20 protein-coding genes, 1 tRNA gene and 5 pseudogenes are annotated in these 21236 nt (G+C 47.8%); 10 read left to right on the top strand and 16 right to left on the bottom strand.

What is annotated here, in order from left to right; translation table 11 throughout:
* Positions 1-15: 15 nt before the first annotated feature.
* The 3 genes from MKR94_RS06330 to MKR94_RS06320 all read right to left on the bottom strand — a co-directional run bounded on the left by MKR94_RS06330 (position 16) and on the right by MKR94_RS06320 (position 2918).
* Entirely contained in the window at positions 16-1008 is a 993-nt protein-coding gene (locus tag MKR94_RS06330; protein ID WP_439127194.1) for an alpha-ketoacid dehydrogenase subunit beta, read from the bottom strand.
* Between the two features lie 37 nt (positions 1009-1045).
* A complete protein-coding gene (locus MKR94_RS06325; RefSeq protein ID WP_277753980.1) occupies positions 1046-2050 on the bottom strand; it encodes a thiamine pyrophosphate-dependent dehydrogenase E1 component subunit alpha in 1005 nt (334 codons plus the stop codon).
* 175 nt (positions 2051-2225) lie between these two features.
* The gene (locus tag MKR94_RS06320) at positions 2226-2918 is read right to left on the bottom strand and encodes an IclR family transcriptional regulator (RefSeq protein ID WP_241586932.1); all 693 of its coding nucleotides are present in this window, start codon (positions 2916-2918) and stop codon (positions 2226-2228) included.
* A 166-nt stretch (positions 2919-3084) separates the two neighbouring features.
* Here MKR94_RS06320 and MKR94_RS06315 point away from each other — a divergent pair.
* From MKR94_RS06315 to MKR94_RS06295, 5 genes and pseudogenes are all read left to right on the top strand, one after another.
* Positions 3085-3327 (top strand): annotated as a pseudogene (locus tag MKR94_RS06315) (LLM class flavin-dependent oxidoreductase); the annotation flags it as partial.
* Between the two features lie 17 nt (positions 3328-3344).
* Positions 3345-4007: pseudogene (locus tag MKR94_RS06310) on the top strand (transporter substrate-binding domain-containing protein); the annotation flags it as partial.
* A 65-nt stretch (positions 4008-4072) separates the two neighbouring features.
* The gene (locus MKR94_RS06305) at positions 4073-4639 is read left to right on the top strand and encodes a YceI family protein (protein ID WP_099822155.1); all 567 of its coding nucleotides are present in this window, start codon (positions 4073-4075) and stop codon (positions 4637-4639) included.
* A gap of 142 nt (positions 4640-4781) precedes the next feature.
* Positions 4782-5705: a kdo(2)-lipid IV(A) palmitoleoyltransferase gene (gene lpxP / locus MKR94_RS06300; protein ID WP_241646164.1), complete on the top strand. Its 924-nt coding sequence runs from the start codon at positions 4782-4784 to the stop codon at positions 5703-5705.
* 92 nt (positions 5706-5797) lie between these two features.
* Positions 5798-6289 (top strand): GNAT family N-acetyltransferase, encoded by a 492-nt coding sequence (locus tag MKR94_RS06295; protein WP_241646163.1) that lies wholly within the window; start codon positions 5798-5800, stop codon positions 6287-6289.
* A 30-nt stretch (positions 6290-6319) separates the two neighbouring features.
* On the opposite strand, the gene MKR94_RS06290 is transcribed toward MKR94_RS06295, so the two are convergent.
* From MKR94_RS06290 to MKR94_RS06265, 6 genes are all read right to left on the bottom strand, one after another.
* Positions 6320-6781, bottom strand: a complete 462-nt coding sequence (locus tag MKR94_RS06290; protein ID WP_241646162.1) for a hypothetical protein — start codon at positions 6779-6781, stop codon at positions 6320-6322.
* Positions 6782-7095: 314 nt separating this feature from the next.
* Positions 7096-8001, bottom strand: coding sequence for a glutathione ABC transporter permease GsiD (gene gsiD, locus MKR94_RS06285; RefSeq protein WP_241646161.1), 906 nt, complete (start codon positions 7999-8001; stop codon positions 7096-7098).
* Positions 8002-8010: 9 nt separating this feature from the next.
* Entirely contained in the window at positions 8011-8931 is a 921-nt protein-coding gene (gene gsiC, locus MKR94_RS06280; RefSeq protein WP_241646160.1) for a glutathione ABC transporter permease GsiC, read from the bottom strand.
* Positions 8932-8974: 43 nt separating this feature from the next.
* The gene (gene gsiB, locus MKR94_RS06275) at positions 8975-10471 is read right to left on the bottom strand and encodes a glutathione ABC transporter substrate-binding protein GsiB (protein ID WP_422047509.1); all 1497 of its coding nucleotides are present in this window, start codon (positions 10469-10471) and stop codon (positions 8975-8977) included.
* A gap of 38 nt (positions 10472-10509) precedes the next feature.
* Entirely contained in the window at positions 10510-12411 is a 1902-nt protein-coding gene (locus tag MKR94_RS06270; RefSeq protein WP_241646158.1) for a dipeptide ABC transporter ATP-binding protein, read from the bottom strand.
* Between the two features lie 210 nt (positions 12412-12621).
* Positions 12622-13428, bottom strand: coding sequence for a deaminated glutathione amidase (locus MKR94_RS06265; RefSeq protein ID WP_241646157.1), 807 nt, complete (start codon positions 13426-13428; stop codon positions 12622-12624).
* 135 nt (positions 13429-13563) lie between these two features.
* Between MKR94_RS06265 and MKR94_RS06260 the strand changes: the two genes are divergently transcribed.
* Together MKR94_RS06260 and MKR94_RS06255 are read left to right on the top strand one after the other, a co-directional pair.
* Positions 13564-13899: a gamma-glutamylcyclotransferase family protein gene (locus MKR94_RS06260; protein ID WP_241646156.1), complete on the top strand. Its 336-nt coding sequence runs from the start codon at positions 13564-13566 to the stop codon at positions 13897-13899.
* A 116-nt stretch (positions 13900-14015) separates the two neighbouring features.
* Positions 14016-14092, top strand: a tRNA-Ile gene (locus MKR94_RS06255).
* Positions 14093-14253: 161 nt separating this feature from the next.
* Here MKR94_RS06255 and MKR94_RS06250 read toward each other — a convergent pair.
* Both MKR94_RS06250 and MKR94_RS06245 read right to left on the bottom strand, forming a co-directional pair.
* On the bottom strand, positions 14254-14400 hold the full coding sequence (locus tag MKR94_RS06250; protein WP_241646232.1) for an ogr/Delta-like zinc finger family protein: 147 nt from the start codon (positions 14398-14400) through the stop codon (positions 14254-14256).
* 82 nt (positions 14401-14482) lie between these two features.
* Positions 14483-14818, bottom strand: a pseudogene (locus MKR94_RS06245) (phage late control D family protein); the annotation flags it as partial.
* Here MKR94_RS06245 and MKR94_RS06240 point away from each other — a divergent pair.
* The 3 genes and pseudogenes from MKR94_RS06240 to MKR94_RS06235 all read left to right on the top strand — a co-directional run.
* Positions 14815-15099 (top strand): annotated as a pseudogene (locus MKR94_RS06240) (phage terminase large subunit family protein); the annotation flags it as partial. The pseudogenes MKR94_RS06245 and MKR94_RS06240 sit on opposite strands and share 4 nt — an antisense overlap.
* A 2-nt stretch (positions 15100-15101) precedes the next feature.
* Positions 15102-15259: pseudogene (locus tag MKR94_RS17150) on the top strand (STM2901 family protein); the annotation flags it as partial.
* 49 nt (positions 15260-15308) lie between these two features.
* Entirely contained in the window at positions 15309-15518 is a 210-nt protein-coding gene (locus MKR94_RS06235) for a DUF1493 family protein (RefSeq protein WP_338328010.1), read from the top strand.
* A 159-nt stretch (positions 15519-15677) separates the two neighbouring features.
* Here MKR94_RS06235 and MKR94_RS06230 read toward each other — a convergent pair whose 3' ends face one another.
* The 5 genes from MKR94_RS06230 to MKR94_RS06210 form a co-directional block, all read right to left on the bottom strand.
* Positions 15678-16109, bottom strand: coding sequence for a lysozyme inhibitor LprI family protein (locus MKR94_RS06230; protein ID WP_241646155.1), 432 nt, complete (start codon positions 16107-16109; stop codon positions 15678-15680).
* Positions 16110-17222: 1113 nt separating this feature from the next.
* A complete protein-coding gene (locus MKR94_RS06225; protein ID WP_241646154.1) occupies positions 17223-18602 on the bottom strand; it encodes an FAD-binding oxidoreductase in 1380 nt (459 codons plus the stop codon).
* Between the two features lie 21 nt (positions 18603-18623).
* Positions 18624-19439, bottom strand: coding sequence for an ABC transporter permease (locus tag MKR94_RS06220; protein ID WP_241646153.1), 816 nt, complete (start codon positions 19437-19439; stop codon positions 18624-18626).
* On the bottom strand, positions 19432-20265 hold the full coding sequence (locus tag MKR94_RS06215) for an ABC transporter ATP-binding protein (RefSeq protein ID WP_241646152.1): 834 nt from the start codon (positions 20263-20265) through the stop codon (positions 19432-19434). The genes MKR94_RS06220 and MKR94_RS06215 overlap by 8 nt, the downstream gene beginning before the upstream one ends.
* Positions 20262-21236: an ABC transporter substrate-binding protein gene (locus MKR94_RS06210; RefSeq protein ID WP_241646151.1), complete on the bottom strand. Its 975-nt coding sequence runs from the start codon at positions 21234-21236 to the stop codon at positions 20262-20264. Before MKR94_RS06210 ends, MKR94_RS06215 begins: the two co-directional genes overlap by 4 nt.

Genomic DNA, 21236 nt, shown 5'->3' with positions numbered 1-21236 from the left:
TCAGGGCCTCAGAGTTTAGAAAGTGCGCTCAAGCGCTTGGCAAATCTGTTCGACACTTGGAATATACAGCGCTTCCAAATTAGGCGAAAAAGGTACCGGAGTATGTGGAGCACTCACGACTTGCGGCGCACCCTTCAGTTGTCCAAAGAGTTTAGGGACGACTTGAGCGACAATATCGGTAGCAATATTACAGCGTGGATAAGCTTCATCCACAGCCACAAAACGCTGCGTTTTCGCTACAGAGGCCAGCACAGTGTCGAGGTCGAGCGGGGATAGTGTACGAAGATCGACCACTTCAACACTTATTCCTTTTGCTGCTAACTGTTCAGCAGCCTCAAGACTGCGATTAACCATCTGCCCATAGGTGATGATCGATACATCGTTGCCTTCCCGCACGATACGGGCTTTGCCTAAAGGTAAGGTATAGCTATCTTCTGGAACCTCACACTCTGTTTCGTAAAGATTTTTGTGTTCACAAAATACGACTGGATCGTTATCACGAATCGCTTGAATCATCAGTCCCTTTGCGTCGTAGGCATTGCTCGGACAAACGACTTTCAACCCTGGAATATGGGTAAAAAGCGAGGTCAGCATTTGAGAATGTTGTGCGGCGCCATTAATTCCCGCACCGACCATCGTTCTGACGACCAGTGGGGATTCGGCTTTCCCCCCGAACATATAGCGCATTTTCGCGGCTTGGTTCATCAACTGATCGAGGCAGACGCCCATAAAATCGATGAAAGGAACTTCGGCGATAATCCGTACACCACAGGCTGCAGCGCCCACCGCCGCACCGACATATGCCATCTCTGTCGGGGGGGCATCAATAACGCGATCACCATGCTTGGTATAGAGTCCCTTGGTAACGCCTAAAACGCCTCCCCAACAATCCTCTTCACCGCCAGTTCCTACACCGCCTGCCGTATCTTGACCGAACATGATAATATTCGGGTCTTGCGTCATTTCCTGGTCCATCGCTTCGTTGATGGCAAGTTTCATTGAAATCATTCTGGTCATGGTCAAATCCTATTCTTAAAATTTTCTATCAGTAATTCACATAGACGTCGCGATATAGGGCTTCAGCCTCAGGCTCAGGTGCGGCTTTAGCGGCATTAACTGCTTCATCAATTAACGCGGCAACCTGCTGATCTATTTCGTTTAATGCCGAGAGCGAAACGCCTTGCTGCTGCGCTTTTTCGATAAAGATTTTTAAACAATCTCTATCGCGACGAGCTTGCTCGACTTCACCGGCGGGGCGGTACGCTTGTTGGTCACCTTCAAAGTGGCCATAGAAACGGACATTTTTACACTCCAGTAGCACCGGGCCGCCGCCGTTACGCATACGTTCAATTAATTCACCGGCCACGCGATAAACGGAGAAGAAGTCCAGTCCATCAACAGTGACGCTTGGCATACCGAAGCCTTTGGCACGATCTTCATAACTGGTGACTGATGTAGATCTTTTTTGTGGCGTTGACTGAGCGTAATCATTATTTTCTACTACAAACATGAGGGGAAGATTCCACACGGTAGCGAGGTTCATACTTTCCAGTACCGCACCTTGGTTAACTCCGCCATCACCCCCAAAACAGATTGCCACGTCTCCCTGCGCACGAATCTTCGCTGCTAAGGCAGCACCGCATACTAAGGGGGCACCGGCGCCCAAAATGCCGTTTGCACCCATCATCCCTTTGCTTAAGTCGGCGATATGCATCGAACCGCCTTTACCATTACAAACACCACCAGCTTTGCCGTAGATCTCTTTCATCATGTCGATAACATCGACACCTTTCGCAATACAGTGACCATGCCCACGGTGGGTACTGGCGATCTGATCGCTATCGGATAAATGGGACATAATACCCACAGCGGTCGCTTCCTGACCGGCATAGAGGTGAGCAAATCCAGGAATAGTGCCTGTCGCATAATCCTGATGTAAGCGGTCCTCAAACACCCGAATGGTTTTCATACTTTTATAAGCAAGTAATAATAAGTCATGTGCTATTTGATCATTATCCTGTGGATTTTTACTAATAATCTCTTTAGTCATAATTAACCTCATTAGAATTTAATTTTTTTATATAAAATTTATTTAATTTCTCTGGTGTGGCGAAAAAGAGGTGAGGTAAAAATATTCCCCGCGCCGTCTTGTTGGGGGAAAATATAATGTTATGGCTAATAAGAGTAAATGTAAGGGGGTGAGGTTTGACTATGCCAAACCTAAATCAAGGTGTTAAAAAAAGTATAACACGTTCTAATACGCTGTTTAGATGTTCTTTTGAATGGCTGACTAAGCTTAAAGAGGCATCAAGCTTTCCTTCAAAAATGAGAGGAAAGGCGAGACAGAAGGTTTGTTGCTCCACTTGTCCAACATCTACGGCATAGCCTTGTTGCTGGATTTTTTTTATCTTACGCTCCAATTCTGGTGTAATAAAACCGCCTTTACGGAGCGAATGAAGTAAAGGCTTATCATAAGCGAGAAAAATATTTCCAGTGGCAGACGAGATAGTTGAGAAGAAATCATGTCTTTTTTCATTAATTGATAATTTATAATCCTGCTCAATGAAGTCAACAATCATATAATGATGGCTGCCTGAACGAATGGATAACATACAAGTGGTTGAGGTCTTGTATGCTATTTTTTCAATATAATGATGATATCTATCAATAATTAAATTGTTATTCTGATGCGTTTCAGAAAGTAATTGTATTCGACTATTTAAGCTATACATTCCTTTCTCATTTAATACATACCCAAGAATAACTAAGGTATTGAGAAGACCATGTAAAGTGGTTTTATTAACCGAGAGTTTTTCTGCGATATCAGAGAGGCTCAACTTTTCTTGAGATTCACTTAACACTTCAAGTGTTAACATCGTCCTTTCAACGGTTTTCAGTACGTTGTTTTGATTCGCCATCGCTCACCCCTCGTTAGTTCAGAGGGGTATGCTAGCACATTCCCAAAGTATCGAGTGGATATCACTATGAGTTAGCCAAAATTGTGCGTTATAAAACTTTTTTATTTCCGTTCACTTCTTTTTTCTCCTAAAGCTCGGACATGGAGATTAATTTTAGAGAAGCCCTATGTCTTTTCCTTTGAGTATCTTGGATAAATGCCCGCGTCAACTAGAAGAAATCAGCCAGCAAGCGTTACAAAATAGCGTAGCCCTCGCACGTTTAGCCGAACAAGCGGGTTATTATCGCGACTGGGCTGCCGAACAGCATAATAGCCCTACGCTGGCTAGCCCTTCGCCAGAACTTGTCTTGGCATGGTTAGCAGCCCATATCAAGACATTACGTCTAGGGGCGGGGGGCGTGATGTCACAGCATTATAGTCCTTATAGCTCGTCGCGAGTGATAACCGTACGTGCATCGGCAGTGATATTATATCGCTCATCTGCTGGCGCAGAGTTTGGGGCTTACCCTGACCGTCGTATCGGTATCCTGAGAAAAGTGGCTGTTATGACGTTGCGCTCGTCAATATCGCCGTCACCGAAGCGCGTAAACAGAAATATGATTTCGCGACGTACCGAACAGATTCGCAGGCATTTAGCATCAAGCTCGACAGCCCCATCAAGCATATTGCCACCGCGGAAGATATTGCCGGTCAGCGGGTAAGCGTTGGCTCAGGCACGAATCAAGAATGTATTTTACTCGACTGGAATGCGCAGCTGCGGCAACAGTATCACCCACCTGCGCCCCCGATTTATCTGACTGACGATGCCTCCACAACCTTATTCCTGCAATCGGGGCGCGCGGATATTACTTTTGGCCCGCAGGCGGCGGCAGCACTGAACGACCGTAGCCAAGTAGTCGGTCATAGCCCTTATAAGGCTTAAGTTGCTACCACCACACTACAAAGCAATGGTTTGGTGAAGGCGCTTAATCAGGTATTAAATGACGCGATAGCCTCCGGGCTCTATCAAAAAATTCTATCACGCAGGGGGGAAGCGCAAGAGGGCGTTAGCCCCTCGCAAATTAATCCACCTTGCATCACCTATCGATAAATAATTTCTCTGGGCGGCAGAGTTAACGCTAAGCTATAGTGTCAACGTTTTGCTTAGGGGGCTTTATGTTACGAGTAGCTGTGTTATTACTTGGTTTGTTAGCGGGAGTATTTCCGTCCTTTGCCGCCCCGATTCCATTTCAGTTGGCCGATAGCAGCTATGTTTTGCTGCGGTGGAATATGATTGGTAAGTCCGATTACCATGCGCGCATTACTGGCCTGCGCGGAGATATTGTTGTCGACCCACAGCACGACGTGGCAGACCGATTACGTATCGATATGCCGATCGCAAACCTCGATGCTCATCACCGTGTGCTAACTTGGGCATTGAAGAGCCACCAATTTTTTGATCAAGCCCAATACCCTAATGTCACCTTCACCAGTAGCCGTATTATCGATATGGGAGAGGGCCGTTATCGGGTATTAGGTTCATTGAAAATTAAAGAGATGACTCGTCCTGTTATGCTTTACGGTAAACGCAGTGACGATTCACGATTACAGGCCAGTGGCGGATACTTACGACTTTCTGGCACTATTACCCTATCGCGCCAAGCCTTTGGTATGGGACAATATCCCGCATTGGTTGCGGACCCTATTCAAGTCGATATTGTCCTCGTGGCAACTACACCGTAATGTTAGATACATTTGCTTTCATTATTTCACCCAATCTTTCGGTGACATTCTCTGCTTTCTGCGGTCAAACTGTCTATTGAGGCCATACGTTGCCAAGAAATGTGGAATTTCTGGCGTAGAGGCTTCTTTTATTGAAGGCTTTATGAAAAAAACTGGGCAATTTCAGCTAAAAATTTTACATCCTCGATACTGGTTCACCTGGTTTGGACTCGGCGTATTGTGGCTGTTAGTGCAACTCCCTTATCCTATCTTGATTCGATTGGGAGCAAAGGCCGGTAAAATTTCACGTCGTGTCTTGAAGCGACGCGAGTCGATCACCCGGCGCAACGTGCAACTCTGTTTTCCGAATATCCAAGAGCAAGAGTTAGAAGCGTTGATCGCTAAGAACTTTGAATCTTTAGGGATGGCCTTGGTCGAGACCGGTATTGCATGGTTTTGGTCGGACAAGCGGGTACGCAAACTCTACTCCGTATCGGGGCTCAATAATTTACAACAAGCGCAGCAAGAGCAGCGTGGTGTAATGGTGATTGGCGTACACTTTATGTCGCTTGAGCTGGGTGGGCGTATTACCGGCCTCTGCCAGCCGATGATGGCAATGTATCGTCCGCACAACAACCAAGCGATGGAATGGGCGCAGACCAAAGGGCGTATGCGTTCGAATAAAGCAATGATTGACCGTCGTGATTTACGCGGGATGGTGCATGCATTGAAACAAGGTGAAGCCGTGTGGTTCGCGCCCGATCAAGATTACGGCCCTAAGGGAAGTGTATTTGCGCCTCTCTTCGCGGTTGATAAGGTGGCGACCACTAACGGAACTTTCGTTTTATCAAGGCTGGCGAAGCCCTCTATGCTGACCATAGTGTTGATTCGTAATAGTAATAAAAGTGGTTATCAGCTGATTATTCAACCGCCACTGCAAAATTATCCTTATGAGGACTCGCAAGCGGCAGCCAGCTATATGAATAAGGTGATTGAAACCGAAATACTTCGGGCACCGGAGCAATACCTCTGGTTACACCGCCGATTCAAAACCCGTCCACCGGGCGAAGTATCACTTTACAGTTAATGAGAAAGAGCGCCTTGATGGCGCTTTTTTTTTATCCCTAATCTGCAGGGCTCGTCTATAGTTACTTCATCTTGAATGACGTTGGAAATACCATGAACATTACGCAGTGCGGACCGGACGAGTGGGCAGATTTGGTCGATATCTTTTCCGAAATGGAATGCTATCATCACCCGCAAGCCATTATTGCCGCGGAGCAAATGGCAAAGTATCTAAAAGATAGAGTTTTTCCTGCGCATTCTGGGACAGAAATTTATAAAGGGATGCGCGATGGGCGTATCGTCGCCTTTGCCTGCGTCACTATCCTCTACCCAGTGCCACGCTACAGCGGACAGATGTTCATCAAAGAGTTGTTTGTGTCTGAGCAATATCGCCGCAAAGGCTTAGGTCATCAAATGATGGCGTTTATTGCACAGCGCGCCCAAGAGAAATCCTGTAGCCAACTGGATTGGTTATCAGTACGCGAAGACGAGGCTGCACAGGGATTTTATGCTTCGCTTGGCGCAAAGGTGGTAGAAGAGGTGAATTATCATCGGCTTGATCAGCACTTTTTGGCCCAGTTGGCGAATCAACCTGATCAGGCATAGCCTGTTAGGTAAGGACCTAACAGGCATTCACTATTTTTTATTGGCCAGATAGTGGTTAAGGAACATTTGCGCATCGCCACTTTGCGACAGCGTTTCGCTGTAGTGCAGGGTAATCGGGTCAGGCTCATTAGGTAAGAAGAGCTGGCCACGATTCTGTTTCAGGATTAATACGACGTGACGTTTATTTCCTTGGCTGACCGAGTAGTGCAGCGCGTCGTTAACCCGAGTAATCTTCATCTTCTGAATAACGAGATTCCAATCGTGATCAGCATCCTCAATTTGCACTAAGGCTTCCTGCGCTTTACGGTCGCCAATTCGTAATGTCCACACTTTAACCCCGAGATCGCCACTGTAAGCGATCACTCGGTCAGCAACGGCTGGCCGTGCTTCAGCATAACTTGTCCGAGAAAATAAGGTTAACAAGAGTAGAGTGATGAAAGCTAAAAAGAAGGGGATGAATCTATTAAGACGAGACGTATTCCAGTTATTCATAATCGCTCCTTGCGTTAAGTGGAACAATAGTATGAAAGTTGAGGTAACCCTTGTGAAGCCGATTCTTTCTTTCAGGATAAGCTATCGAGAAAAAAGCTTAATTTTTATTAAATTAATCACAGCCCTATAGAGAAGACCTGAAACCAGTGTGTGGCTAATTATCCGTACTATGGAAGTCTTTATTGAACTTGTCAGTCACTTTCCCTTTTCTGGACTTAAATAACGATATTTGCTTTAACACTGCGCCCAGGCAAGCGGTATATAAAAAAGGGCCGTAATCGGCCCTGTATAAAAAGTCACTCGGCTCTACTGACTCATTTACGCAGCTTGGGGTCGAGCGCATCGCGTAAGCCATCGCCTAATAAGTTAAACGCTAGCACGGTAAGAAAGATGGCGAGGATAGGGAACAGGGCGACATGCGGTGCCATAACCATATCTGAACGCGCTTCGTTCAGCATCGCTCCCCATTCCGGCGTCGGCGGTTGAGCGCCCAAGCCAATAAATGACAGGCTGGCTGCAGAGATAATCGAGACGCCAATACGCAGGGTAAAAAAGACGACAATCGAGGAGAAGGTCCCCGGCAGGATATGTTTGAGTAGAATATGCGTATTGGAGGCACCAATGCTGCGTGCCGACTCCACCCACGTCAGTTGTTTCAACACCAAGGTATTGCCACGAACGAGGCGAGCAAAAGCGGGAATACTGAAAATAGCGACGGCAATCACCACGTTAGACATCCCCGGTCCCATTAGGGCAACCACTGCGATGGCTAAGAGGATCCCCGGAAAGGCGAAAAGGACATCGCAAATACGCATGATAATTCTATCTGTCCAGCCCTCGAAATAGCCAGCAACTAAGCCCAATACCGTACCGATAACAGATCCCAGTGCCACAGAGAAGACACCTGCTAACAGAGAGATTCGTGTCCCCAAGATGACTCGGCTAAAGATATCGCGTCCTAACGCATCCACGCCGAACCAGTGTATAAGGCTAGGGCCTTGATCGATCCGGTCATAATCAAAATAGTTCTCGGCATCGAACGGTGTCAGCCACGGCGCAAAAATGGCGACAAGAAAAAGGATCACCACAAATAGCCCGGCGGCCACCGCCACCGGCTGTTGGCGAAAACGCAGCCAGAACTCTCGGAGCGGTGGCTGCGGCGTCGCCGGATCCAGGGTTGGTAGGGATTTCAAAGCCGCTTCGCGGCGCCAATTTTTCATCACCCCTCCTCAGCGGTAGCGAATAGTGGGGTTAACCACAGCATAAAGGATATCAACGACTAAATTGATCACGATAAACTCACAGGAAAAGAGTAGGACCAACGCCTGAATAACGGGGTAATCACGGTTTTCGACAGAATCGATCAGTAGACGCCCAAGGCCTGGCCAGTTAAACACCACTTCAACGACGATTGCGCCCCCTAACAGCAAGCCGAACTGCAGCCCCATCATGGTAATGACCGGAATCAAGGCGTTACGTAAGCCGTGTTTAAAGATAACGCGACGCGGGCTTAAGCCTTTCGCGCGTGCCGTGCGCATATAGTCCTCGCCCAATACTTCAATAAAGGAGGCGCGGGTAAATCGTGCCATCACCGAGGCTACCGACGCCCCGAGGGTGAGAGAAGGTAGGATATAGTGGCGCCAGCTGTCGGCACCGACAGTCGGTAACCAGCCGAGCTGGACGGAGAAAATTTGCATTAGCAGTATCCCTAATGCAAAAGCAGGAAAAGAGATACCGGATACGGCAATCAACATGCCTAGCTTATCGGGCCAGCGGTTGCGCCATACTGCCGAGGCAACACCGATAAATAGGCCAAACAGGCACGACCAGGCCATGCTACAAAGAGTGAGTAACAGCGTTGGCATAAAGCGGCTAGCGATCTCTTCACTCACTGGGCGTTGCGACGACATCGATTGACCCAAGTCACCCTGCAGTAACCGAACGATATAATGCCAAAACTGTTGCGGCAGAGGTAAATCTAGCCCTAATTGATGGCGTACCATGGCGACAACTGTAGCGTCAGCATTTGGTCCCGCCAACAGACGAGCCGGGTCGCCTGGTAGAAGGTGAACAAACAGAAAGACGAGAATGGCGACAATCAATAACGTCGGCAGCATCCCTAGCAAGCGTTTTAGAAAATAATTGAGCATGCATAGCCTCGAGTTATGGGCAGGCGATGCCTGCCCGAGACAATTACTTCAGATCGGCATTATCAAAATCAAAACCAGTATCTGGCATGACATTGAAATGGGTGAGGGCCTTATTATTGGCCGAAACAAGTTTCTCAACCACCAGCGGGATCCACGGTTGGTCATGCCAGATCTTATCTTGCGCATCTTTATAGAAAGCATTTTTCTTGGCGACGTCGGTCGCATTTAAGGCATCGGCTAAATCTTTATCCACCTGTGGGTTGCTATAAAAAGCGGTGTTAAAGATGGCCGGTGGCCAAGAGCTGGTCGCAAACAGCGGTGTTAAGGCCCAGTTTGCCTCGCCCGTCGAGGCGGTCCAACCGGTATAGAACATCCGCACGCCACTCTCTTTTTGTCCCTTATCTTCGACCTGTGCAGCACGTTGTCCCGCATCCATTGCCGTCACCTGGGCTTTAATCCCCACCATGGCGAGTTGTTGCTGAGTAAACTGTAATACTTTCTGTGCGGTAGAGTGGTTATGGGATGACCATAACGTGGTTTGGAACCCCTGAGGGTAACCGGCTTCTTTCAAGAGCTGACGCGCTTTCGCGGGGTCGTAAGGTATGGCCGGGTAGTGTTGGGCGTCGGCAATGGCTGGCGGCACAATTCCCGTAGCCGGGGTGGCATAGCCTGCAAATGCCACCTTGGCTAAAGCTTCACGATTAATCGCATAGTTCAAGGCTTCACGGACCTTCGGATTATCGAAAGGTTTTTGCGTCACGTTAAGACTAATGTAGCGCTGCATAATTGAAGGCCAGCTTACGACCTCTAGCTTACTGTTCGCCTTTAAGCGCGGAGCTTGCTCGTAAGGGATTGGGTAAGCGAAATCCGCCTCTCCGGTTTGTAACATCGCCGCACGGGTATTGTTATCGGCGACAGGGCGCCAGACAATGCTGTCTAACTTAGGTAATCCTTTTTGCCAATAATTCGGCCATTTTTTTACTGTCATGGCATCGGTCTGGTTCCAGCTCACAAATTGATAAGGGCCGGTACCGACTGGGTGGAAGCCAATCTGCTTACCGTATTTTTGCAATGCGCTAGGCGAAATCATCACAGCAGAAGGGTGCGCGAGGGTGTTGATAAAGGCTGAAAACGGTTTTTTCAGTGTAATTTTCACCGTGTGCGCATCGACCGCTTCGGTCTTGGCGATATCGTTAAATAAGTTGTAGCGCTTTAAATGGCTATCAGGATTGCTGGCGCGGTCAAGATTGACCTTAACGGCTTGAGCATCGAACGGCGTGCCATCTTGGAACGTTACATTGGGCCGAAGAGTCAGCGTATAGGTCAGCCCATTGTTGCTGACTTTATAGCTTTCCGCCAGCACCGGTTTAATCTTCATATTTTCATCAAAGCCGTAAAGCCCTTGATAAAACGATTTGGCAACACTTTGCGAAAGGGTGTCATTCGCATCGTAAGGGTCCAGCGTGGTAAAATTTGAGCCCACGGCAACGACGATATTTTTTGCGGCAAAGCTCGATACACTGGCAAGGCTCGCAGTCATGCCTAAGACTATTAGCCAAGGGCGCTGGCGTTTAGTGATCATAAAGTCTCTCCTGTCTGCAATGAAGGGGTTGCCGCATGGGTCGGCGATAAGGGGGAGGTCGACGCGTTTATCGCAACATAATGCCCTGGGGCGACTTCATTGAGGGTTACGCGTTCGGGGCCTTTTCCTAAGGGATAAATGGCGCTAGGGATCTCTTCAACTGCAGAAGAGAGTGAAGGGCGCTGACTTCTTGGGTCGGCAACCGGTACGGCATTAAGTAACTTTTTCGTATAGGGATGCTGCGGTGCGGCGAAGATCGCGGCACGCGGCCCCATCTCGACAATCTGTCCTTGATACATCACCGCGACACGGTGGCTGATGCGCTCGACCACTGCCATATCATGAGAAATAAAGAGGAAAGCAAGTCCTTGCTCACGCTGTAAGTCAAGGAGCAGATTAATGATTTGCGCCTGCACCGAGACATCTAAGGCGGAGACAGATTCGTCAGCGACAATCAGTTTCGGATTAGAGGCCAAAGCGCGAGCAATACAGATACGTTGGCGCTGCCCACCGGAAAATTGATGCGGATAACGTAACGCATGTTCCGCCGAGAGCCCGACTTTCTCCAGTAGCTGATGTGCGCGCTGTTGCGCTTGAGCCGGGGTGGCCAGCTTATGCACTAATAGGGGCTCCATAATCGAGTACCCCACGGTTTTTCGGGGGTCGAGCGAAGCGTAAGGATCTTGGAAAATAAACTGAATTTGCTGGCGCAAAGTGTTCAGCGCAGAACCGGTGAGTTGATCGATCCGTTGTCCAGTAAAAGTAATCTCCCCGTGCTGGCTATTGACCAACTGCAGTAGCGCACGTCCGGTGGTCGATTTACCGCAGCCGGACTCGCCGACTAGCGCCAAGGTTTCGCCCGCTCGCAAGTCAAAGCTCAGATGTTCTACCGCGTGCACTTCGCTGACCACCCGATTCAGGAAGCCGCCTCGTAGTGGAAAGCGGGTGACAAGATCCTTCACTTGCAATAGCGGCGTGGAGTGCTTATCGACCGTATCTTGGGTCTCGGCTAACGGTTTCTCATCGCCGGGTAGGGCAAACTTCTGAGGGGTATCATAGGGCTGCATATCCCCCAAACGGGGTACCGCCGCGAGTAATTGTCTCGTGTAAGGATGCTGAGGGGCGTAGAACAGGGTGTCGACCGCCGCCGTTTCCAGCATCTGACCTTGGCGTAATACCGTCACCTCGTCAGCCATCTCTGCCACCACGCCCATATCATGGGTGATAAACAGCACACCGGTATCCAGATCTCGTTGCAACTCTCGGATTAGCGTTAAGATTTGTGCCTGTAAGGTTACGTCGAGCGCGGTCGTCGGCTCATCGGCAATCAGTAGTGAGGGCCGACAGCTGAGAGCCATCGCAATCATCACGCGCTGGCGCATGCCGCCGGAAAGCTGATGGGGATAACGGCTAAGAATTTGCTTCGCCGCAGGGATCCGCACGCGCTCTAATAGTTGTAGACTGTGTTGCAGCGCTTCGGCATGAGAAAGCGGCTGATGTTGGCGGACTGATTCCGCTAACTGCTGACCCACGGTGAACACCGGGTTGAGGGATGTCATCGGCTCTTGGAAGATCATCGCCACCTCGGCGCCCCGCACCCCTTGCCACTGCGATTCCGTCAGCTGGCCTAACTCAATCTGTTCCCCAGATCGAGTGTGTAACAGCCGCTGTCCCTCGACGTTCGCCTCTTTAGGCAAAAGCCCCATCAATGCCAGTGAACTGACCGATTTTCCCGATCCCGATTCACCGACTAACGCGAGAGTTTTGCCTCGGTAGACCTCGAGGCTAAGGTTATCAACCACGGAGTGAAGCCTTCCCTGCTGCGGGAAACGAATAGTCAGATTTTCTACGTGTAAGATGGGCTGAGACTGATGAGCTTGTTGATCCGTTTGCGACACCTTAACTCTCCCTTTTATGACTGCGCTAAAAACAGCAATGTTGGCGTGGTTACTGCACAACACACCCTGCGCAAATCGATTCACGCCTTAGCAAAAGTATATGATGTTTCTCAGGTTATGCCATTTGGACTATAAAAAGTCTTAGTTCGCTTGTAAATCAATAACCTTAACGAAGTAATAACGTTTTGTTATGTTCCTCGCCAAAAAAATCTAATCACTCGGCGATAAAACTTGGGGCGAGGCCGACGATAACCGACAATTCTGTAATACCGGCAATTGCTCACGTACCGCAGTGAGATGCGCTTTATCCAGCTGCGCGAAGATAAGCTGTGGCCGTTCCCCTGCCTGTGCGATCACTAAGCCCAGAGGGTCGACGACAAGGCTATGACCGATATTTTTCACGCCACATTCGCCGCTTGCCGCAAAATAACAGGTATTTTCTAACGCACGGGCGCGTGTCAGCAACTCCCAATGTAGCTCCTTATTGGCACCTTTTAACCATGCGGCAGGCAGCACCAACAGCTCTGCGCCTTGCAAGGCTAAGGCACGCGCCATCTCAGGGAAACGCAGATCGTAGCACGTCATCACGCCAACCCTAAACTCATCAATTTGGAATAAGGGGGGCAGGGTATGCCCAGCTATTACCTTCTCTGATTCACGCACCGTAAAAGCATCATAGAGATGGATTTTATCGTAAGTCAGTAAGATTTCCCCACCACGTATCGCCACTAAGACGTTACGCGCTTTATTCCTCTCAGCCGGGACATGTAGCGTGAAGAGGGTCGTTAGGCCGAGTGTTTGACTGGCCGCTAATAGCTGGTGGATAAAGGGGCCATCTAGCGGTTGTGCCGCCTCGATCACCCATTGGCTATCTTGATTATCTCGCGCCAATACTGCTTCTGGCAGCACCAACAACCTTGCACCTTGCCGGTCGGCATCTTGCATAAGCTGGATGATGGTATTGGCATTTTCTTGCCATTCTCGACTTACTGACCATTGACCCAATGCGATATTCATTATTGCTCCTAGTCATCGAGTAAGGGGACACCGATCACCACTGTAGAGTCTTTTGGTTGCATCCCCAAGGAATTATTGCAATCTGTGAGCGGCTCAAGGCATGATGCCTAAAAACGGATAATGAGGAGCGTCAGCATGACACCACTTTTTGTGTATGGCACCTTACAAAAGGGCCATGAAAATGAGCATCTACTTAGTCGTATCGGTGGCGAGTGGATAGCCGCGACTATTCGAGGCACTTATTACCCTAAGGCCTGGGGGCTGGCCGCTGACTTTCCGGGTGTTATCCTCGATGAGCAGGCCGACGACGTTCCGGGGTACCTTTTTATCAGTCCACAACTCGCTGACCACTGGCCAGCATTAGACGAGTTCGAGGCGGGCTACGACCGTATTATCACCACCGCGACCACGGCGGATGGGCAACGCTTTCAGGCCTGGGTCTATCAAGTTCAGCCACCTTTTCCAGCGTAGATTATTGATATTGTAATAACCCTAATCAATGCTAAGAATCTGCCTTAAAAAACAGCAACTAACTCGACAGCACTGGATTAGGCTACTCGGATGCTTTATACTCCCTGCCACATTAAGGCCCCTTAGCTCAGTCGGTTAGAGCAGACGACTCATAATCGTTTGGTCCCCAGTTCAAGTCTGGGAGGGGCCACCAAATTTTCCCTGTTAAATCAGGATATTAAGCCACTCGATTGAGTGGCTTTTTTGTTGTTTGATTATCGAGTGGCGATAGAATGGCGGTGCTTAATTTTTCCTTATTTTTACAAGACGTAAAAAAAACCGCTATTGCGAGTTTTTTTACACGAATAAAAATTGCTAGCCGTTGCTTGATGGGTGAGGGGGAACTGGTGTTACTAGCTGAGGCCGTGTGATTATAGCTGTTACCATCTCAAGAGATTTGAAAGTGCAACCACAGTTGATATTTTGGCACTGGTTATAGCGCTCTTTTGTATTATTGGTTATTTACATACTGCTACGAGTATGTGTTGCTTGCTGGCATAGTCGGCAATTCATCATAATTGCGATTTCCTTTGCTAGGATGATGTCATAATGACACATGAATTACCCAATCGATGATAGGTTGTTGATTAATCATTACTTCCATTTCAATACTTGTCATAAATCCCCCATCACTGCTTACGGTATGCGTGAGCGTAGTGATCACCCATTCGGCCTCATCAATTTGTTGCTTAAACCCTGTCACTTTGACGGGCATTTCGGTGTAGAGATCAGCACGTCCCTCATCTAATTGTAGCGAGAACGTTGCGACACCGCGCTGCAACTTTTCCCACTGTGCCTTAGCGGCTCTAGCGGCATTATCCCGGCTAGCGTAGGTGCGAATGAGCACCAATACGTTATCGTCAGTGCCGACAAGGTATCGGTATCGACTCGACCGGCGTTGGCCCAGGGGTTTATGAGAACGTCAAAATGTTCTTCCCGATGGTCAAAGAGTTCGTCTACAACCCCACGGTTAAAAACGCCTTAGTGCTCAAGGCTTATGACACCATTAGCAGTGGCCGTTTAGAGTTTGATGTGAGCCACCTTGATATTGCGCAATCCTTTATGTCGATCCGCAAAACCACCACGGCCAGCGGCAATCGCCCTACTTACGAAGGAAGTCGCAGCGAAGAAGCGAGTCACGCCGATTTAGCGTGGGCGACGAATTAGAAGGAAGATGGGCTTACACCACTAGTGTTGAGGCTTATATTGGCCGTTGGGTTTCGTGCTTAGGGGCAATACTAACAGTATGGGATAGCAGTGTAATTACAAAAATGTGATATATCGATATAGAATGATTACAGGGATAGGGGGTCGTCGATGATGAATCAGGATGAGGTTGTAAGACAACTCATCAAAAATCATTTTGGGATATGGCGGAAGGAACGTTATTAAATACCGGGAATCAGCCTGTTTTACCGGAAGATGCGGCAGACTTTTTTGAAGAGTATTTCAACATACTTGACGTCGATCCTGCCGGGTTCGATTTCCGAAAATACTTCCCTAATGAGGGTATTCGTTTTTACTCAATGCATGGCTTCCTGATTACCTTGAAACTGACTACCATGCACCGCAAACGTTGACTGTTGATATGTTGATTGCTTCGGCTGAGGCCGGGTATTGGCTGTAGGGTGATCCGAACTAATCGCACAGTCTCAAATGTTATCTGTATTTGTCCACAATCACTATATATTCTGTAATGTTAATTATTCTATTCAGCAAATTTACTTTCATAAAAATGTTTAGGATACAGGCAGTGGCTGATCGAAGAGTGTTATTCGATTATAGTTTTCGATTAAGGAGCAAAGTTGGTAGAGATGATTGTGGGCAGCACTACCTGTATTAGCTGATGAAGCAATGAAATTACATTTCGCTATTCGATATTTTAGCCACTGTTCTTGGTGTTTTTTGAAGCGAGTAGATAGGTCGATATCCTCTAATTTATCTATTTTAATGCTGAGTTTTTTCAATTTGTCCTTTAACAATCTATCTGAGTCATTGTACACTTTTTCAGTACACGCAAGGTAACCCAAATAACCATCATCATTATGGATATCTTGACATGAATGAGGGGATAGCGATTTTAGTTTTTCGATAGAATCATAGTCGGTCATTTCATAACATAACGCACTATTTGAATATAATAATACGACACTATAAAAAATAGCTTTCAAAGTTGACTCCTTAATATAGTATGGCGTTCCAAATACTTAACTCTCTTTTTTTCCATTTTTATAGGGTGAATATTCTTTATTAGAACTTGAAAAATTGACAAAATCTCGGATGTGATTAGTCGATGCGGATTTCATTGCCTAATGCCCTTTGATGCCCTGATAAAATATGGCTTGCTATACTATTAATCATAATCATCCCTGTCTTTATTAAAAACATCAGAATTCCGCTTGCTATGATATAGTATTGAATATATGAGTTATTATTTCAAGAACTATCTATATCGGTGTGGAATGTTGTGATATTAATCGTGTTTTGCATTTTCTACGTTTTTTATATAAATAGTCTATTTGACGCTTCAGGTCGCTGTAAGATTAATTTTATCGATAGGTTAATATGAGGTGAGGATAATGATACTTACACTTTATGGATGTTTTCACATTCAAGTTAATATTAGGTATTGACCTTAATGTTGGATGATACCCTCGAGTAATGGTTTAAAAATTATTTTTTCAGTAATCACCATTTTAGTTAATTGACTATCGCGGCATTACTGCCCCAGGTTTGACGCAGATAATTGACTCACCTTAAAATCTTCTTATCGCTCAACGTGCCTACGATGAACAGATAACTCTTGGGAGAGTTAACTACTTATTGCCAAGTTTAAGTGGTGCTGAGGTTTTATTCTTTTCATCTTAGAGAAGAGCGGGATGAGTTGGCGGCGAAACATCCTTCCTCCTTGTAGGGGTAACACTGGAGTGGGCCTAATTTTACCCCCTTAATCCACCGACGACGACGCTGCTCAGACCATAGCGTAAAGATTCCTACACTGGCGACAATCGTTGTGCCCGCAAGGGTAGCGGCATCGGTAAACGGTTAAGAAAAAAGTCGCCGACTACGCGGATGTGGTCACGCTAGCCTGCAGACGCAGCGGAGAAATTATCAAAGGGCCTTAGAGGGTGCTGGGGGGGCGATAGGCGCACAGCGCATAGCCGCTCGACGGCACTGAGTCATGCCAAATAGGCCTATACATTCCCTGCACAGAGAGAGTGGCGGGAGAGCGACCCGCCAAGAGTGAGTAATAAGTTAAAGTAGGCGGTGGTCTGCTCTTCTCTCTAGGGCTGGGCAGATCGAGAATATGGCGAGGCACGCACCGTCCATCCCCTTAATTTGCCGGGATTGAGCAATCCCGCTGGATCATAGCACTGTTTCATCTCGACGACTTCCGGTCTGATAATGCCTTGTTTACCGGCTTCGACTTCGTAGACGTGAGGATTATTAATACCTATCCCCTGCTCGCGGAATTGCTGCATGATATCGTTGAGTCGCGCCTCGTTCGTAAAGCGCACCAGTTGCAAGCCGCTTGCTGTGACGCGCCCATGATTATCGCGTAAAAACTCAATATGTGTCAGGACTTCATCACCGAAAAAGTCCTTCATTGTGGCAATTTGTTCGGGAAAGGTGTCGGGATCGAAGGCCGTTTGAAGATAAGTAAAACAATTGTCGACTTTCATTGCGTGCAGCGTCGTGTGGTTCCAACAATACTCCATAAGTGATTGATGGGAGACTCTCGCCTCTTCTGCCGTTTGACACACCGCACTCTTCCCGTTATTACGCTCGGTACACTGCGCGACCCAATCATGATTTTCTTGTGCAATCACCGTGATGACCGCATGTTGATCGGCACGGTATTTTTCAGCGACTGCGGTAAAAAATTGCGGAATAGGCGCGGAGAAGAGGGCGACCTCACGTTTGACAATCCCCGGCGAATTGGCCAGTTCCACCGAATAGTTTAACGCGTCCTGAAAATGGTCAAATACATCAAGCCGTTCTATCCATGAATGACAAGGTGCTAATGCGATCTCAATTTCGAGTAGGATGCCATTCGTTCCATAACTGTGATGCAGTAAGAGGGCTTGCGGGGCAGGAAGCCGAATAATCTGAGGAGAGGCCTCCACCGTCATTAGAGTAAGGCTTAACACATTACCACTGGCGGCGAGAGGCCCGTAAGTGATTGAGCCAATACCGCCGAATCCTCCTGCGTACAAACCTCCGAGAGTCGCTAAACGATAGGTGGAAGGCATACAACGTAGCTCCCAACCCGCAGGTCGAGTGTAATTTTCTAACTCGGCTAAACGAATCCCCGCTTGTGCTCGCGCTCGGCCTTGCCCAAAATCACAAATTTTATTGAGGCCCGTCATATCAATCACGATCCCACCCGCCAAAGGGACTAATTGACCATAGTTACCCGTTCCCGCTCCTCTAAGAGTAAGGGGTATTGCCTGCTGGGCACAGGCGCCAACTACTTGTTGTAACTGTTGTGGCGTGGTCGGATGAAAGATAGCTTCTGCACTTTTATCGGCTAATTCTTTTTTCAATACTGGACTAAACCAATGAAAATCCTTGGATAAACGTTTGACTGAACCAGGTTGAACAGTCCAAGTAAAGTCAGAGAATTGCGCGATCAAGGCCGTGATAGGTGGGGATATTGACATGTTTCCTCCGTCGCTGCTTAGTTAGCGGGCTGTTGTCGATTCACTCTCGTGCCAAGCACTGAGTGCACGTCGAGAGATCCAAGACATCACTGCAAATAACATGATGCCGGTGAGGGAAATTAGCAGTAAGGCGGCAAACATCAACGGAATATCTAATTGATAGCCGGCTTGTAAAATTTGATAAGCGAGGCCTGTATTATTGCCCCCTGTTCCCGCGACGAATTCAGCGACCACTGCGCCAATCAGCGATAATCCGCTTGAGATGCGTAAGGCGCCAAAGAAATAAGGTAGTGCAGAAGGGATGCGTAGTCGTAACAGTATCTGCAAGCGGCTAGCATGGTTAAGTGTGAAATAACTCAATAGGCCGGGTGATACGCTGCGTAATCCTTGTGTGGTATTAGAGATAATGGGGAATACCGACATGAGCGTGGAACAGATGACCAGTGATAGCGTTGCATCCTTTACCCATATAATGATCAATGGGGCGATGGCTACGATAGGGGTGACTTGTAGAAAAACAATATAAGGAAAGAGCGCCGTCTCGATAAAACGATTCTGTACCAACACAAAGGCGACTAATGAGCCAATGATAATGGATAACAAAAAGGAGATGAGGGTAATTTTCAAAGTGAACAATAGCGCATGCAGTAATCTTGAAAAATTATGCACCAAGCTCTCGACCATTACCTCCGGAGAGGGGACTAAAAAGACCGGGATGTGGAAATAGGTTACCCAACCTTGCCAGAGCAACAGTACCGCAATCGCAACGATCAATGGATAAAAGAATTGACTAAAGCGTGGATGTTGAGTCCAAGGAGTATGGCGATGTTTAGGCATGCTGAGTGGTCTCCCCAGATTGGCTCGCCCGTAATAGGCTGGTTTGTAATTGTTGAGCGTAGTGGGCAAAATCGGCGCTCACTCTAAATTGCTCATCGCGTGGGAAAGGGGCATCGATCGCAATATCCTCGACCACCCTACCAGGGCGGGCCGCCATCATAATGACCCGTTGAGAGAGAAAAACGGCTTCATGGATCGAGTGAGTAACAAAGACAACTGTCAGCCCTTGTTCTTGCCATAACCGTAAGAGATCACTGTCTAATTTATTACGGGTAATTTCATCCAATGCACCAAAGGGTTCATCCATCAATAATAATTTAGGGCGAGTCACCAATCCGCGGGCAATCGATACCCGCATTTGCATACCACCAGAGAGCTCGCGAGGTAATACCTTGGCGAATTTTTCTAACCCTACTAAGGTTAATACCTCCGCGACACGCAGATTTGCCTCTTCTTTGGGGACGCCAGCCAGATCGAGGGGTAATCGGACATTTTTTTGTACGTTACACCATGGCATCAAGGTCGCTTCTTGAAAGACAAAAGAGAGGTTTTCAGCCGCTTTCAGCCGGCTATCTTTACGCCACAGTAAAATTTTCCCGTCACTGGGTTCAATCAGCCCGGCGATCATCTTGAGTAATGTACTTTTACCACATCCCGAGGGACCAAGAAGGGTGACGAACTGGCCTTGCTGGATAGTTAAATTCACCGGTAACAATGCTTGGGTGCCATTGCTATAGACCTTTTCGGCAGAGAGCGCTTCAATGGCGGGCGCGAGATTATTCTCTGATTGACTAAAAGGGATAGGGACCTTCGCTGGCTTATTCATGGCATCACCTTTGCCGGGGCGATAAATTGTAAGCTGTAGGTCTGGGCGAAAGGCACCTTACTCGGTTCAATCAAGTGGTTTTTAACCAGCATATCCCAAGTTTGTTTAAGGCGTGTCCGCGTGATAATACCAATTCCGCCCTGCTGAGCATCTCCGCCCGTGACAAGCTGATATTTTTTTATTTGGGCGATACCAAAGGCGATCTGCTCAGCACTCATTTGTGGATTGGCTTGGCGTATCGCTTGGTTACCCAAGGTTGGATCGTTCAGATAATCCTTCCAGCCTTGCATTGATGCTTTAACAAATGCCGCCACCGCTTGAGGACGTTTTTTTACGGTGTCTGCCATACAAATGATGGAGTTACCGTAGGGAGGGTAGCCCCAATCACTGAGCGGATAAACATAGAAAGGCTTACCGCCTTTCGCTATCGCATAAGGTTCGGAGGTGACATAGCCTTGTTGAACTAACTGATCATCAGCAATAAAGGGTTGGACACTAAATGTATAAGGGCGAATTTTCGTCTGGGTGAAGCCCAGTTCATTTTTAGCCCAAGGCCAAAAAGAAGTATAAGCTTCTGTTGCGAGGAGAAATGTTTTATTCGCTAATTGCTGTGGTGTGGAGATTTTCTCGTGACTAATAAAGACCGTAGGGGAGTGTTGGAATACGGTTGCGACCGTGACCCCATGCACACCCGCTTGCCAACTTTCGAGAGCTTGACCATTATCGCCTAACGTACAATCCGCCTGACCTGCCGCCATTAATTGCATGACATTGACTTGGGGCCCGCCCATATGGAGGGTGACATCGAGACCCTGTTTTTTATACTCCCCATCGGCTTGAGCTTGGTAAAAGCCGCCATGTTCTGCTTGGGCATACCAATTTGTCAGAAAGGTAAAGGATTCATTAGCTTGGACAGTGGAGATCGCTAAGTTGGTGCAGAGAAGACTGAGAACACTAACTATTTTTTTCAT

Origin of the sequence: Rosenbergiella metrosideri, assembly GCF_022602565.1 — a bacterium.
Classification (GTDB): domain Bacteria; phylum Pseudomonadota; class Gammaproteobacteria; order Enterobacterales; family Enterobacteriaceae; genus Rosenbergiella; species Rosenbergiella metrosideri.
The sequence above is the reverse complement of the archived record's forward strand: the minus strand, read 5'-3'. Positions and strand labels throughout refer to the sequence as shown.

Coding starts and splice junctions, on each gene's coding strand:
- MKR94_RS06330 (WP_439127194.1), bottom strand. CDS start 1,008: ATGATTTCAATGAAACTTGCCATCAACGAAGCGATGGACCAGGAAATG.
- MKR94_RS06325 (WP_277753980.1), bottom strand. CDS start 2,050: ATGACTAAAGAGATTATTAGTAAAAATCCACAGGATAATGATCAAATA.
- MKR94_RS06320 (WP_241586932.1), bottom strand. CDS start 2,918: ATGGCGAATCAAAACAACGTACTGAAAACCGTTGAAAGGACGATGTTA.
- MKR94_RS06305 (WP_099822155.1), top strand. CDS start 4,073: ATGTTACGAGTAGCTGTGTTATTACTTGGTTTGTTAGCGGGAGTATTT.
- lpxP (WP_241646164.1), top strand. CDS start 4,782: ATGAAAAAAACTGGGCAATTTCAGCTAAAAATTTTACATCCTCGATAC.
- MKR94_RS06295 (WP_241646163.1), top strand. CDS start 5,798: ATGAACATTACGCAGTGCGGACCGGACGAGTGGGCAGATTTGGTCGAT.
- MKR94_RS06290 (WP_241646162.1), bottom strand. CDS start 6,781: ATGAATAACTGGAATACGTCTCGTCTTAATAGATTCATCCCCTTCTTT.
- gsiD (WP_241646161.1), bottom strand. CDS start 8,001: ATGAAAAATTGGCGCCGCGAAGCGGCTTTGAAATCCCTACCAACCCTG.
- gsiC (WP_241646160.1), bottom strand. CDS start 8,931: ATGCTCAATTATTTTCTAAAACGCTTGCTAGGGATGCTGCCGACGTTA.
- gsiB (WP_422047509.1), bottom strand. CDS start 10,471: ATGACTGCGAGCCTTGCCAGTGTATCGAGCTTTGCCGCAAAAAATATC.
- MKR94_RS06265 (WP_241646157.1), bottom strand. CDS start 13,428: ATGAATATCGCATTGGGTCAATGGTCAGTAAGTCGAGAATGGCAAGAA.
- MKR94_RS06260 (WP_241646156.1), top strand. CDS start 13,564: ATGACACCACTTTTTGTGTATGGCACCTTACAAAAGGGCCATGAAAAT.
- MKR94_RS06235 (WP_338328010.1), top strand. CDS start 15,309: ATGGCGGAAGGAACGTTATTAAATACCGGGAATCAGCCTGTTTTACCG.
- MKR94_RS06225 (WP_241646154.1), bottom strand. CDS start 18,602: ATGTCAATATCCCCACCTATCACGGCCTTGATCGCGCAATTCTCTGAC.
- MKR94_RS06220 (WP_241646153.1), bottom strand. CDS start 19,439: ATGCCTAAACATCGCCATACTCCTTGGACTCAACATCCACGCTTTAGT.
- MKR94_RS06215 (WP_241646152.1), bottom strand. CDS start 20,265: ATGAATAAGCCAGCGAAGGTCCCTATCCCTTTTAGTCAATCAGAGAAT.
- MKR94_RS06210 (WP_241646151.1), bottom strand. CDS start 21,236: ATGAAAAAAATAGTTAGTGTTCTCAGTCTTCTCTGCACCAACTTAGCG.